Source organism: Ruegeria arenilitoris (assembly GCF_013032445.1).
GTDB lineage: Bacteria > Pseudomonadota > Alphaproteobacteria > Rhodobacterales > Rhodobacteraceae > Ruegeria > Ruegeria arenilitoris_F.
In genome coordinates this window covers 47,520-61,411 of the sequence record NZ_WQCA01000015.1, presented here as the reverse complement: position 1 = coordinate 61,411, position 13,892 = coordinate 47,520, and the positions used below count along the sequence as shown (strand labels likewise).

General features: G+C 55.7%; 14 protein-coding genes and 1 pseudogene. 11 read left to right on the top strand and 4 right to left on the bottom strand.

What is annotated here, in order from left to right; genetic code table 11:
• Positions 1 to 22: 22 nt before the first annotated feature.
• The 6 genes and pseudogenes from GOW98_RS19935 to GOW98_RS19910 form a co-directional block, all read left to right on the top strand.
• The gene (locus GOW98_RS19935; RefSeq protein ID WP_170335320.1) at positions 23 to 2,257 is read left to right on the top strand and encodes a glycosyltransferase family 2 protein; all 2,235 of its coding nucleotides are present in this window, start codon (positions 23 to 25) and stop codon (positions 2,255 to 2,257) included.
• A gap of 3 nt (positions 2,258 to 2,260) precedes the next feature.
• Entirely contained in the window at positions 2,261 to 2,947 is a 687-nt protein-coding gene (locus GOW98_RS19930) for an FkbM family methyltransferase (RefSeq protein WP_170335318.1), read from the top strand.
• A gap of 3 nt (positions 2,948 to 2,950) precedes the next feature.
• The gene (locus GOW98_RS19925; RefSeq protein WP_170335316.1) at positions 2,951 to 4,159 is read left to right on the top strand and encodes a glycosyltransferase family 61 protein; all 1,209 of its coding nucleotides are present in this window, start codon (positions 2,951 to 2,953) and stop codon (positions 4,157 to 4,159) included.
• Positions 4,156 to 4,908, top strand: coding sequence for a sulfotransferase (locus GOW98_RS19920; RefSeq protein ID WP_170335314.1), 753 nt, complete (start codon positions 4,156 to 4,158; stop codon positions 4,906 to 4,908). The genes GOW98_RS19925 and GOW98_RS19920 overlap by 4 nt, the downstream gene beginning before the upstream one ends.
• 622 nt (positions 4,909 to 5,530) lie before the next feature.
• Positions 5,531 to 6,595: a glycosyltransferase family 2 protein gene (locus GOW98_RS19915; RefSeq protein WP_170335311.1), complete on the top strand. Its 1,065-nt coding sequence runs from the start codon at positions 5,531 to 5,533 to the stop codon at positions 6,593 to 6,595.
• 419 nt (positions 6,596 to 7,014) lie between these two features.
• A pseudogene (locus GOW98_RS19910) lies at positions 7,015 to 7,176 on the top strand (transposase); the annotation flags it as partial.
• 9 nt (positions 7,177 to 7,185) lie between these two features.
• On the opposite strand, the gene GOW98_RS19905 reads toward GOW98_RS19910, so the two are convergent.
• The 4 genes from GOW98_RS19905 to GOW98_RS19890 all read right to left on the bottom strand — a co-directional run bounded on the left by GOW98_RS19905 (position 7,186) and on the right by GOW98_RS19890 (position 9,679).
• Entirely contained in the window at positions 7,186 to 8,454 is a 1,269-nt protein-coding gene (locus GOW98_RS19905) for an NAD(P)/FAD-dependent oxidoreductase (protein ID WP_170335309.1), read from the bottom strand.
• 25 nt (positions 8,455 to 8,479) lie between these two features.
• Positions 8,480 to 8,818: a c-type cytochrome gene (locus GOW98_RS19900; RefSeq protein ID WP_170335307.1), complete on the bottom strand. Its 339-nt coding sequence runs from the start codon at positions 8,816 to 8,818 to the stop codon at positions 8,480 to 8,482.
• Positions 8,819 to 8,892: 74 nt separating this feature from the next.
• On the bottom strand, positions 8,893 to 9,222 hold the full coding sequence (gene soxZ, locus GOW98_RS19895; RefSeq protein WP_170335305.1) for a thiosulfate oxidation carrier complex protein SoxZ: 330 nt from the start codon (positions 9,220 to 9,222) through the stop codon (positions 8,893 to 8,895).
• A gap of 19 nt (positions 9,223 to 9,241) precedes the next feature.
• Positions 9,242 to 9,679: a thiosulfate oxidation carrier protein SoxY gene (locus GOW98_RS19890; RefSeq protein WP_170335303.1), complete on the bottom strand. Its 438-nt coding sequence runs from the start codon at positions 9,677 to 9,679 to the stop codon at positions 9,242 to 9,244.
• A 181-nt stretch (positions 9,680 to 9,860) separates the two neighbouring features.
• Here GOW98_RS19890 and GOW98_RS19885 point away from each other — a divergent pair, with 181 nt between their 5' ends.
• The 5 genes from GOW98_RS19885 (at position 9,861) to pqqA (ending at position 13,889) form a co-directional block, all read left to right on the top strand.
• Entirely contained in the window at positions 9,861 to 10,607 is a 747-nt protein-coding gene (locus GOW98_RS19885) for an ABC transporter ATP-binding protein (RefSeq protein ID WP_170335281.1), read from the top strand.
• Positions 10,604 to 11,395 (top strand): ABC transporter permease, encoded by a 792-nt coding sequence (locus GOW98_RS19880; protein ID WP_170335279.1) that lies wholly within the window; start codon positions 10,604 to 10,606, stop codon positions 11,393 to 11,395. Before GOW98_RS19885 ends, GOW98_RS19880 begins: the two co-directional genes overlap by 4 nt.
• On the top strand, positions 11,392 to 12,993 hold the full coding sequence (locus GOW98_RS19875; protein ID WP_170335276.1) for a sensor histidine kinase: 1,602 nt from the start codon (positions 11,392 to 11,394) through the stop codon (positions 12,991 to 12,993). Before GOW98_RS19880 ends, GOW98_RS19875 begins: the two co-directional genes overlap by 4 nt.
• A 9-nt stretch (positions 12,994 to 13,002) precedes the next feature.
• Positions 13,003 to 13,686 (top strand): response regulator transcription factor, encoded by a 684-nt coding sequence (locus GOW98_RS19870; protein WP_170335274.1) that lies wholly within the window; start codon positions 13,003 to 13,005, stop codon positions 13,684 to 13,686.
• Between the two features lie 101 nt (positions 13,687 to 13,787).
• Positions 13,788 to 13,889 carry a pyrroloquinoline quinone precursor peptide PqqA gene (gene pqqA, locus GOW98_RS19865; RefSeq protein ID WP_170335272.1) on the top strand — a complete coding sequence of 34 codons (102 nt, stop codon included), beginning with the start codon at positions 13,788 to 13,790 and terminating at the stop codon, positions 13,887 to 13,889.
• The last annotated feature ends 3 nt before the right edge of the window (positions 13,890 to 13,892 follow it).

Genomic DNA, 13,892 nt, shown 5'->3' with positions numbered 1-13,892 from the left:
ACTTCTTGAGCAAGGGATATTGTTGCCCAAGTCTGCGGGCCTGACCGACCACTATACCACCTTTTTCGCGGGTAGCGCGCAGTTGGCCTGGCATCCCTACCGCGAAGCACGAGGGTTCAGCGACCCGGAAGTTCTGATGACCGCCGCGGCCGATTGGTTTGACCAGATCGGGCTGGAGATTGTACGGCACCGGCCGCGCGCTCTTTTGCTGACGATGGCCGACATGTGGACCTGGTGCGACAGTCCCAAGGCGCTGAACACCTTTTTGAACGCCCTTTCGCGCTTTAGCGACGACATACGCGCGGTGGTGCATCTGGCGCGGCCTGAGGACGCGCTCTGCCAACATTTTATCTGGCAGGTGCTGGCGGGTCGGGTTTCGGGACTGTCGCGCGAAGCGGAGCTGGCCCAAAGCCCGAATGACTGGTGGGGCGCAGCCCATGTGCAGCGGCAAAACTGGCTGCAATCCGGTGCCGATATCCGCAGTGCCGTGCACACGCCCAGTCCCGGGCTGGATCAGGGCGCTATGCTTGACTTCTGGCGCAAGGCTTTCGAGCCGTCATATCTGCATCTTCGCCCGTTACCCGCAGTCTTTACCCATGAAAGCTTGCTCGCCGAATTCAGGACTGCTTTTGATCTAAAAGCCCGTGTCGGCAAGATTGATCCCACTTTCAGGCTAGATGAGCCTGCCTATCCAAGTCGCCTGTTCACTCAAAGACTCTTGCGGTTGAATCTGGAACTGATTGATGTCGAGCGCAGGCTTGATCTGGGGCATATTCCACATCGCATGCGCCGTCAGATCATCAGCCGCGTGCAGGCACCTGCGCAAGAAGCCCCGCTGCGCCCGGAAGATTTTGCTCCACTGGTCCAAGGCATCGAGACCGAAGATCTTTTTTCGCCTTCACCCAAGCCGCATGCGCCCGTCTCGATTGAGCCTGACGATGACTTTGATCCGTCGCCTCTGCTTGTGGGGTTTGAGCAGGCGGTCCGAGATCGGATGTCCCAAATTCGCGACCGGCGCGTGCGCCGCAAATCAGAGGCGGAAGCACGGCTGGAAGCCTCGGCCAAAGTGGGCTTGACCCTTAGCGCTGATGGCGCCCGACTTTTGACCCATCAGAGCCGCGAGCTTCTTGCGGGCATCAGGCATAACCGCTTTGCCCCACGCAATCACGGCGTCGTCAGTTTTGACGAAGCCCAGGATATGCCGCCCTTGCCGGTTGATCCGCCAGCACCCTCGACCGGCACGCTGATTGTCGGCTGTATGAAAGATGAAGCCCCTTACATCCTGGAGTGGATCGCCTTTCACAAAAGCATCGGCGTCGATCACTTCCTGATCTTTACCAACAATTGTAGCGACGGAACCGATGCGATCCTCGATCGGCTGGCCGAGCTGGGGCATGTCACTCATGAAAACAACGATGAGTGGAAAGGCAAGTCGCCACAGCAGGCCGCGCTGAACAAGGCGGTAAAGATGGACATCTTTAAGCATGCCACGTGGTTGATTCATATCGATGTGGACGAGTACATCAACGTCCGTTTTGGCAACGGTACTTTGGCCGAGGTCTATGCAGCCGACCCGGACACAACCAATATCGCCATGACCTGGCGGGTTTTCGGCAATGCTGGCATTGACGAGATTGGAGATGCTAGCGTTATCCGCCGTTTCACCCAGTGCGCGCCGGCCTATGCACCTAAACCCCATACAATGTGGGGCTTCAAGACGGCCACCAAGAATGTCGGCATCTATTCGAAGCTCAGCTGTCATCGCCCCAACAAGCCTTTCGACGAGCTTGAGGTTCGACCCAAATGGCTAAACGGCTCACTGTGCGACATTACCGATGAAGGTCACAAGCCCGGCACGTGGCGCAGCTCGATCCGGTCAGTGGGTTATGACAAGGTGCAGCTCAACCACTATGCTTTGCGCAGCCGGGACAGCTTTATTGTCAAACGCAAGCGAGGTCGCGCTCTGCACACGACGCGCACTATCGGGTTCAATTACTGGGTACGCCATGACTGGAACACGCATGTCGACCGGACGATCCTACGCCATATGGATCGGATGGAACATGAAAAAGCCAAACTTCTGAAAGATCCGGTACTGGCCGAGTTGCATGCAAATGGCCTTGTCTGGCACCGTTCCCGCGCCACCGAACTGGGCCGGGAAGCCGAATTCCGCAAGTTGCGAGCTGATATCAAATCCGCCAATCTCACCGACCTTGAGCGTGTGGCCTATACCATCGCAGCAGATATGGAGAGCTGACCTTTGCGCTATGACACCGTTACGCTGGGCGATCTGACCTTTCCTGACAATCCCGCTATCCTGAAGCGCATTCACAAGCGTTCAATCCGCCGAGGAAACTATGAAAGACCTGAGCGGCTGGCCATGAAAGGACTTCTAGAGCCGACTGATCATGTTCTCGAAATTGGCGGCGGTATCGGCTTTATCTCGACTCTTATGGTACGCGAACATGGGGTTGCGCGCGTTCGGTCTTTTGATGCGAATCCAGACCTGATCCCCTTCATTCAAGAGGTTCACAAACTCAATTCTGTCGCGGACCGGATTGATGTTCGACACGGCCTGATTGCCGCCCAGGAAGGTCCGCCGTTGACATTTTTCGTTCGCGAGGATTTTTTGGCTTCTTCGTTGAATGACAATCTTGGCGACCGCTTCGGCGGGGTTGTCAAAACCGTGGATGTAGAGCAGGTAACGCTCGAGAGCATCTTGGACGATTTCCCGGCAAATCTGCTGATCTGCGATATTGAAGGGGCCGAAGCCGATCTGTTACCCGCGTTGGACCTGAGCACGTTTCGCGCCGCAATAGTTGAGTTGCACCCACAGACAATCGGCCTTGCGGGCGTAAAAAAGGTCTTTGAGGCGTTTATGAGCGCAGGATTGGTATATGATGCAGCGAGATCTGAACAAGCTGTCGTGACTTTCCAAAAGGCTTGAGTGATGACAGAAATTCCTTATTTCCCACCGCAATTCGACCCCAAAGAATATCCCACCCCTTCGGGTGGATGGTCGACTGAAGTCCAAGAGGTTCGCAACGCCTTGATCGCCCCCTCAAACGGCAGGGGCATGCGCCAAGAATGCGGTGTGTTCGACAGCGATAGGGCTTTTGTGGACTCCGCCGTCCTGTATCGCGCAGGGCCTGGGCCGTTAATGCTGGAGCCTAAAACTCTACCGGATGGTAATGAGCACCTGCCTGGGACGTGGATGTGGGGTGGGATACTCTTGAATCATTTTGGGCATTTTTTGACCGAAACGCTTTCACGGATATGGGCCTACCCGGAACTTGCTGACAAAGTCGATGGTATCCTCTTTCTGCATAAGCGCAACGGTGTCGTGAATGCTTTTCACCAAACGTTTTTCAAGCTGTGCCAAGTGAACAAACCACTCAAAGTGGTGCATGCGCCTACCAGTGTCGAACGCCTATTGGTGCCCGGCCAAGGTCTGGGCCTCGGAAACATCGCTTATGGCACGGCCAAACATCACGATTTCTTTCAGAGCCGTTTTGCGTTGGACATTGCCCCCGACGGGCCGGATCGGCTGTATATATCTCGTTCGGCCCTACCCTCGGCCAAGGGCGGGGCGATTGGCGAAACGATGCTGGAAGAGAACCTTTCGCATGCGGGTTATGAAATTTTTCACCCTCAACAACACAGTCTGGAAGTACAGATCGCCCGCTACAGGGCCGCTAGGAAGATTATTGGGCTTGATGGCTCGGCTTTGCATCTGGCGGGTTTGTGCATAGGACCGGAGCCAGATGTTGCGATCATTTGGCGACGCAGTTCTTCTGCAGCCATTCACATCGTCAATCAGTTGCACGGCGCAACCGGGAAGAAGCCCGCGATGATCGAAGAAATCGAATATGATTGGATCGTGGCCGAGCGGGGCAAGGCGGATCGGTTTTCGATCGGCCAAATTGATGTTCCGGCCATAGGGGGTGCACTGGCTGGGTACGGTTTTCTGGACGAGGATCCGGAATGGGATTCAATTGACCCGAACCTGATCGAAACACAGATTGGCAAAATATCCGCGGATACAAAAAATGAATACATCCCGAAGCTAAGCCGAACGCGCCTGCGCGAGATGCGCTTGCAGCGCCGCGCCAAGCGCGCCGCTTCCGGCATGAACGTTTATACGGGGACCGACACATGAGTCCGCGCGAGCCGTTGAACGCAACCTATATAAGGACAGAGCTTGCCGAGATACCCAGCGAGGACCTGAAAGATGCGGTCAAACGTCACCCGTTGGTCACGCGGCGTCAGAAGCTGACACGGATTTTCCAGATCGGGTTCAACAAATGCGGTACGCGAAGTATCTATCGTTTCTTTCAAAGGGCAGGTATCTATTCGGGTCATTTCAACCGCGGCCTTCTGGCTCTGCGAATGCAGGAAAACCTGGCCGCCGGCCGCAAACCGCTGGCCGGACGGATTGACCAATATGTAGCTTTTACAGATGTCCAGCGGGTGGCCGCCGAAGGAGTTATTGAGGGTGCGGCGTTCTTTCGTGAATTGTATGAATACTATCCAAATTCGTATTTTGTATTGAACATCCGAGATAAAGAAGGCTGGTTGCGTTCGCGTTCACGCCATGGCGCGGGCAACTACATGAAGCGTTATGGCAAGGCGCTGGGTCTGAGTAGAGACGATGAGATCATTGCCTATTGGGGTCGCCAGTGGGACGATCATTTGGACAGCGTACAGAAGTTTTTCGCCGATAAGCCAAATCAACTCTTGGTATATGATATCAAGAACGACTCCCCAGAAAAGATATGTGCCTTTTTGGCACCTGACTTCATCACCTATCCCGAACATTTCCGCCACGAGGGTGACACCGAAATGGTCGATGGTGACGCTTACCTGACCAATAAACCAATCTTCTCACGTGGGAACGGTGCTCACTGAGATGTCCGCTGAAACTCTGTCACCGATGTAAGCATAATTTCTTACCTGTTTATCTTTGACAAAGTGGACATCAGAGAGTTCGAAATTGAAGTTAGAATATACGGACTTTAAACCTGAGACAAATACGATAGCCGATCTCCTCATCAGTGTGCTTCATGCAAAACCATTGTCGAGACCTGAGCTTCGGATAGGGCCACCCGCTGCACTATTTGAGGGCTGCGCGCGGCAACTGCCGCAAACTCGGAGCGCGGTTGAGAAGGACCGACGCTCGGATTGATTATCCTGCCAATTGTACAAAGTGCTGGTAGGGAAAGAGTCCAGGCGTGAGTTGATCTTTTCGGATCATGCTGATCATTTCGATTCCGAGATTTTTCAATCGAAACTCAGGATGAGCGCAATCCGCTATACTTAAGAGTGTGGAAATCAATCACCAAAACTATACACGCAATCGGCAAGTTGCGGCGTTAATACATTGTGCTTAAACTGAACAGAGAAACAGAACAGAGCCACCGAGCAAGCACAACATCTTCGCAAGTGAGTGTACGAACAATGGACCGCGTTGCGCGCGTCGAAACTGCTCGGGTCATAGAGTCTGGTCATAGAGAATGAGACAGGGGCTCGGATGACACGTCTTCTGATTACAGCGATGAAAAACGAGGCCCCCTATATTCTGGAATGGGTGGCTTATCATAAATTAATTGGGTTTGATAATATCCTTGTATATTCAAACGACTGCTCCGATGGAACAGATATTCTTTTGGATGCTCTCGCAGCACGTGGCTGGCTCACCCACGAACGCAATCAGAACTACGTAAAGAAAGGTGTTCAGTGGACTGCTTTAAACTTGGCCGGAAAACATGAGCTTACTAAAGCTGCAGAGTGGATTCTGTTCTCTGATATTGATGAATTTGTAAATATCAAGACGGGTGCTGGAAAGCTTGATGACTTGTTCACGGCAGTACCTGATGCGGATGCTTTCGCGCTGACATGGAGGCTCTTTGGGAACAGCGGAAAGGTGGATTTCGCGGCTCTGCCTATCTTGGAGGAGTTCACCCGCGCAGCCCCTCTGCCCTGCTTTTCGCCATGGGAGGCTAGTCATTTCAAGACGCTCTTTCGCAACAACGGAGCTTACCAGAAGCTTGGTGTGCATCGCCCCAAAAAACCGAAGCCTAGTCAAAAACATAAGGTCCGATGGGTTAATGGCTCAGGCCAACTCTTACCGGCATTGTTTCAGGAGCGTGGACTTGTGACTTTCGGGCAGTATACAGGGATGGATCTGGTCTGTCTCAATCACTATTCGGTCAAATCCGCCCTTGCTTACCTGGTTAAATCGACTCGTGGTTTGCCGAATCGTTCACACCAAGAAATCGGTTTGAGATATTGGGTTGATCGGAATTTCAACACGGTTGAAGAAACGTCAATTCAGCGCAATTTGCCAGCGCTAAAGGAAGCACTCAATGAGTTGCACGCAGATGATGAGCTGCGCAGGCTGTCACAAGAAGGGTTGAATTGGCACAGGCAGCGCGCGGATCAGGTTATGAATACGTGGGATGGGCTGCAACTTCTGATACGAATAGTCGGGATCGAACGGAGTGATATAGACCCGCATCTTGCAAGGAAGTTTCAGGCAAAAAGGACTGAAATTCGCGGACGTTTGGCTGTAGAAAAGAACGACAACACCGGATAAGGCACTAGCGAGTGCGCTGACTGGTGACCTGATTCCGCTGTAGAAGGCATCGGCACAACCATCACCAATCAACCAAGAGCGTCAGTTCAGTCGAGCGCAGGTCGAGACCGTATGGCGGCAAAAGCAAGGACGGAAGTGTAGATTGCTATCCACGCAGGCGTAGCTCTTACTGACGAGGGGCGGCTGTTAGCATCTTTGACTAAAAACACATCCGCTTTGGCAACGCATGGCGTCGCTTATTTGGTCCACGACGATACAAACGCGTGTTTGCGCCAGTCTGCTCCAATGCCAAATCTCAAAAGTTGCGGCCACATCCCCGATACTTGCGGCGCTGTTTTTGGATGCCAGCAAGGCGGATCGGAATGCGTTCAGCTTTACGATTTGGATTTAGGCGCCAAGGCTCGTCGAGAAACCAGACTACCGTGAAGTACGACAAACGCCGATACAAACGGCGCGACCGTATTGAGATCATGTTTGGTAGGCTCAAGATCTGGAGGCGCGTGGCGACACGTTATGATCGCTGTCCCGAAGTCTTCCTCTCCTCCATCGCCCTCGCAGCAACCGTCATCTATTGGTTATGAATCGTGACCCTAGTCGAACATATCCTCGGAAATTGCAGCGTACCAATTGACCGATTCACGATACGTTGAATGACGTGTTTCAGCGGACTCGCCGGTTTGGCTGATGAAGCCGTCTACTCGTGCTATTTTTTCTTCTGTCGCTTCGTAAGTAGCACCAACTTTCACTCCATCGTTGACCGCAATCAGTGACCAGCACGTGTTTGCATAGCGAGGCGGGAAAACCCGAGACCCTGTCAACGCGCTACGCACGGCGTTGGCGCAGACCTTGGCCTGCGAATTCGCCGAGAACCCGGATTTCGGCATGTCACCCTGCTGGCTGGCATCACCCAGGACATAGACATCGGGATCAGCCTTCGAAGACATGTCAATCGCGTTCACCGGCGCCCAACTGCCGTCGGTCACGTCTGCCAGTTCGGCGATACGTCCAGCTTTCATCGCGGGGATGACGTTGCAAACGTCGACGGTCAGTTCTTCACCATCAATCGTCAGGGTCATCCGGTCCGGGTCGACGGAAACATTGCCGCCGCCAAAATCCTCGCCGATCCAGTCGATCATCCCGGGATAGTGCGTTGCCCAGCCGTCTTCGAACAACGCCATTTTCGAGAACTTGGGCTTTGGGTCGGCAATGATGATCTTGGCGCTGGGATTGGTGGTTTTCAAGACATGCGCCACCATCGAAATACGCTCATACGGTCCGGGCGGACAACGATAGGGGTTAGGCGGTGCGACCATCGCATAGACCCCGCCTTCGGGCATGTTCTCAATCTGCGCCCGCAACAGTTCGGACTGGGAACCGGCCTTGTAAGCATGCGGCATCCGGTTTTGCGACGAGACACTCCAGCCTTCGACCGACCCTTCGACGAAGTCAATGCCCGGGGAGATGATCAGCTTGTCATAGGACAGCACCGCCCCGCCTGCCAATGTGACCGTACGGGCCGCGCGATTCACTCCAACGGCCCAGTCGTGGATCACGTTGATCCCATGGTTCGCGGCAAGCGCCCCATAAGTGTGGCCAATGTCGTCGATGGACTTCAGACCGCCGATATAGAGATTGGAGAAAAAGCAGCTAAAATAGACCCGAGAGGGCTCGACCAGCGTGACGTCAATCGCGCCCTCGCTGTCCTTGGCGATATACCGCGCCGCGGTTGCCCCCCCTGCTCCACCGCCAATGACTACGACCCGTGGCTTTCCTGCTTCTTCCGAAAGGACCGCAGGAGCAGACAATGCCCCGGTGACGGCGATGCCAGTGCCCAGAAATTTGCGTCGATCCCATGTCATCCGTAATTCCTTCCACTTTATGCCTTCACTCAACCGACCCGAAATAGGCCGCGAGAGCGGCGATTTCGTCGTCATTCAGACGCGCCGCAAGCATCTGCATAATCGGATGCGCGCGGTCGTTCTGTTTGTAGGCCTGCATGGCCGCCACGAAGTCTTTTGATGAAAGCCCGGCAATGTTGGGAATACCCTCGTTTTCCGAGCCTTTCTGATGACAAGTGACGCATTGCGCCGACAGATATGCGCCAAGCTCCAGATCCGGCTGTGTTTCAGAATCCTGCCCAGCTTCGACATTCTCACCAGCCAGCGCAGCCCAGCCGGGCAATCCCAAAACACATCCGCACATGAACAGGTTGATACACTTCATTTCTATCCCAGCGTTGCGACACTCAACACTTGCAAAATCGGCCCGTTTCCAAAACCGACACTTTCGTAGGCACCTTAGATGACCGTGATCGAACGGCTGTCGGTATAGATTGCTCCATCATCATCGAACCACGCAAACGTAAACACACCAGGGCCGGGAACGATGGCCTGAAATTTGAAGAACGGGTTCGTCGAGATTCCGGGCCCGATGCCAAGGTCAATGACCGTTTCCCCCTCGAACGTACATAGAAATCGATGGATGATCGAACGCGGGACGGGTTGACCACTGGGGTCAAGGCGATGGCCGGATTCCATGCGGTGGGAAATCAGCGTCTTGATGGTGATAACCTCGCCCGCGCGCGCCTGTTTCGGCAGTTTGACGCGGGTCTTGACACCTGAAGCCATTGTTCCCTCCGTTCTGCGATCAGGCGCAGCCACCAATGACAACCGAAACCGGCTGCAGGCCTCGGTGCACTGCTCCTTCTGGCATTCGTGCAAGGGCAACGACGTCTTGCGTCTGGGCCAGACGCATACGCGTCGATATCGCCTGAGACCCCGCCATAGGGCCGAACCGGGCGCTGAGCACCGGCAAGACCGGATTGCCGGGTGCGATCAGTAGAACATCCTCCGCACCGGTCGCTTCGATGGACACCGGAACGCGATACCCGTCCTCCGCCACGACCGGCAGGGTCAGCGACACGCCGCCGTCTGCAAGCGGTCTAGCACCGACAAATGCGTCAACCAATTCATCCAACGTGGCCGAATTGGATGATGCGAACAGATCCTGCGCGCGAACCGGCGCGGCAAAGCAAAGCAAGGCCCAAAGGCTTACCTGCATCGTATCGCGCCTGGTTAGGGACATGGCCGCTCTTTCTTTTGGATACGCCCGCCATGATAACTGTGCCGGATCGATATCCAAACATAACAAATCTGTGAAGATTGGCATACTTAAGTCGCGGTCAGCTGCGTATATGCACGGTTGAGAAAACCGCGTCGAACATGCAAGCTAACGTTCAGATTACAAAGTCAGTGCGGAGGTTTACATGCCGAATGCACAGTCGCTGCAAGAGGCCGGCCCCGGTCTGTCTGTCCGCGATCTGAGCTTTCATTACGGCGCAAAAACAGCGCTGGGCGCGGTGTCTTTTGACGTAGCGCCGGGAACTTTCTGCGCGCTTCTGGGCCCAAACGGGGCCGGGAAGTCAACACTCGTGTCCCTGCTAACCCGCCTTCTAGTTGCACCGCAGGGTGAGATCAGCGTGGCAGGAGCCAACTTACGCCGGTTTCCGCGAAAGGCACTGGGGCAATTGGGCGTGGTGTTTCAACAGCCGACCCTGGACCTCAGCCTGACTGTGCGCCAGAACATGACCTATTTTGCCGCTTTGCACGGACTGCCACGTAATGAGGTATCCGGGCGCATCGACGCAGCCCTGGACCGTCTGAACATGCGCGAGCGGGCAGAGGAAAAAGTGCGCGCGTTGAATGGCGGCCATCGTCGCCGGATGGAGCTAGCCCGCGCCTTGCTGCATGATCCCAGCGTTTTGTTGCTGGATGAACCCACCGTCGGTCTGGACGCCGCCGCTAGACAATCGATCACCCGGCATGTCCACGACTTGGCGGTACAGGGCCTGTGCGTCCTGTGGGCAACCCACCTGACGGATGAAGTGCACGACGATGACCAGTTGCTGGTTCTACATCAGGGCCGGGTTCTGGCATCAGGGCAAACGGGTGATCTGCGCGGGCAGCACGCGTTATCCGACTGGTTCCTGTCACAGACCGGGGTCTCGGCATGAGAGGCTTCTGGGGTGTCGCCCGCGCCATCATAGGGCGCGAGTTTCTGCGCTTTATCCATCAGCGCGAACGGTTTCTGGCAGCGCTGGTGCGACCGATGGTCTGGCTGCTAATCTTTGCTGCCGGATTTCGGGCCGCACTGGGGCTTTCGATCATCCCACCCTATCAGACATACATCACCTATGAGACCTATATCGTGCCGGGCCTCTGCGCGATGGTTCTGTTGTTCAACGGAATGCAAAGCTCGCTCAGCCTCGTCTATGACCGCGAGATGGGTTCGATGCGCCTGTTGCTTACCAGCTCTTTTCCTCGTTGGTGGCTGTTGTTCTGCCGCCTGCTGGGCTCGACGGCGATATCGATCCTGCAGGTCTATACCTTTCTGGCGCTGGCGGCCCTGTTTGGCATCGTCTTGCCCCTGCCCGGCTATGTCGCGGTTCTGCCGGGGCTGGTTCTGGGTGGGCTAATGCTGGGTGCGCTGGGGCTGGTGCTGTCCAGCTTCATTAAGCAGCTTGAGAACTTCGCAGGCGTGATGAACTTTGTCATTTTTCCGATGTTCTTTCTGTCTTCTGCCCTCTACCCGCTGTGGAAAATGGCCGAAAGCTCACCACTGCTGCGCGATATCTGCGCGCTGAACCCGTTCACCCACGTGGTCGAGTTGATCCGGTTTCTCCTCTACCTGCAGATCAATTGGAGCGCTCTGTTATGGGTGCTGATTTGGACCGTCATTCTCAGTACGATTGCCGTCTGGGGATATGACCCTGCCCGTGGCTTGATGAAGCGGAAATCATGACGTCAGCAGCCAAATCTACTAAGCGCGCACTGCTGCTGAAAACCCGCCTGGGGCTTGGTGCCCTGGTTCTGGGGGCGGGAACCCTGCTGACAGCAGCGATCCTTTTTCTGGGAATGCAAACCGTAGCGAACCGGCTGGAAACGGCTCTGGCATCGGAAACCCGCATGGCCCGATACGCGGCCCTGTCTACCCAAGCGGCCACGTTTCTGGTAATCGCGACCGAAGCCGTTCAGACCGGCCAACCCGCAAATACCCGGTTGGAAAGGCTTGCTCCGATACGCGGCCAGATCAACGCAACCTTCGAAAACCTGCGCGCCGACGTCGAGGACGCCGTCACCGCGGCCCAAGAACTGGGGCTGGATGAACAATCCCGCTATGGCACGCAATCTCTTGGGCTTGCCCGCATGGACGCCTTGCTGAGCAACACGCTCGAAGGTCTGAGTGACGACACCGCGGATCAGGCGCGGTTGCGAGCCTATATCGACTCTTTCGCCTCGGGGTTCGATCCGTTGCTCAGTCAGGCGGTGAACACAGAGGTTTTGTTTCGCAACGCCATTCTGGCCGGAATCGAAAAAACCCGCCTGACCCTGACTTGGATTGCGCTGGGATTTGCCGTTTTCGCCATACTCAGCACGGCCTGGTTCTATTTCGGCCTTATCCGCCCGCAATTCTCTCGGTTGGACCGCCTGCGCACGGCAGCCGAACAGATCGGCAAGGCCGAGTTTACGGTCGCCTTGCCGGACACACGCCCCGACGAAATCGGCCAGCTTTATGGCGAAACGAACCGGATGGCGGCCGCATTGAAGCACCGGCAGACCGAGATCGAGGCCGAATGGGCAGGCTTGAACGAAACCATTGAAAAGCGCACGCAAGAACTGCGCGCGGCCAATGACTCTCTGTCCCGGATTGACGAAAACCGCCGTCGTTTTTTCGCCGATATCAGTCACGAATTACGCACACCCCTGACCGTAATCATGATGGAATCCCAGATCGGGCGGCACGACAGCAAAAGCGCACCGGGTGCTTTGGCGACCATCGAGAACAGTTCCGCGAAACTGAACCAGCGCATCGACGACCTGCTGCGTGTGGCGCGTTCTGAAACCGGCGAACTGGCACTGGACCCAAGCGTGGTCGCCCTGCCTGACCTGTTGCAGACGGTCGTTCACGAAATCCAGCCCGAGATCGACAGCGCCAATATGAAGCTAGAGGTAAGCGCTGTCCCGAGTTGCGCATTGCACATCGATCCCAACTGGATCCGGCAGGTTGTTCTGAGCCTCATCCGCAACGCGATCCGACATGCGCGGGCCGGGAAACTAATAACGATCTCGGCCACGCGTGCGGGCAAGACAGCCCAGATTTCCCTGACGGATAACGGCCCGGGAATTCCGAAACAGGCTCAGGGCAAGATTTTCGAACGGTTTGTTCAGGGGGGCACAACCAACAGACAAGGATTTGGCGTCGGTCTGGCCCTTGCGTCTTGGGTGATCGAGGCCCATCACGGCGCGATAACGCTGATTAGCCCGGTTCCGCGGGATCAGGCGATCGGGGCCGGAGCCGGTACAAATGTCTGCATTCGATTACCTTTGGCAGAGGCATAGACTACCCGCATGGCGCCCAGACTTCTGATCATAGATGACGACCCTAAAATCGCCTCGGCCCTGGTTCGGGGGCTGTCGCTGCACGGCTATGACGCCGAGGCTGAAAATCGCGCTGACATGGGTCTGGAACGTTTGCAGAGCGGGGCCTACTCGGGCGCGATCGTCGATGTCATGCTGGGTGAAGACAGCGGTGTCGATTTGGTCCGGGCCGCCCGCGCGGCAGGGGTATCGATCCCCATTCTGATGCTGTCCGCCCTGTCGGATGTCGACCACCGCGCCGCCGGTTTGGAGGCCGGGGCGGACGACTATGTGGTCAAACCCTTCAGCTTTGACGAGTTGGTCGCGAGGTTGCAGGTGCAGGAACAGCGCGCGCAATCTCAACACCCGGACCCGGCCCGAATGTCGTTGCGGGCCAGGACAATAACCATCCGCGAAACACGCGTTACCCTGACCGAACGCGAATACGATCTGCTAGCCCTGCTTAACAGCAAGGCAGGAACACCCATCTCACGGGGAGAGCTGTTCGACACGCTCTGGTCGCAGGAAGGGTCCAGTAACGAAAACGTGGTCGATGTTTATATCGGCTATTTGCGCAAGAAGCTGGGTGCGGATGACTTCGGGTTTGAAATCAAGACGCTACGCAACCAGGGCTTCTGCCTGCAAGGCCGGGCTCCGCTGCCTGAGGACGGCTGAACACCTACCAAAGTCTAAGCTGTTCTTACAAATTAAGAATCGCCCTGACGCGCGTTACCTGTCAGATTGCTATTAGGGAAACCTATGGAGGAGAACTCACTATGGCTTGGAGCAAACCCGTTATCCGCGAAATCGAATGCGGCATGGAAATCAACATGTACGGCCCGGATCATGAGGATGAACGTGGCGGCGGCCTGATCTGATTG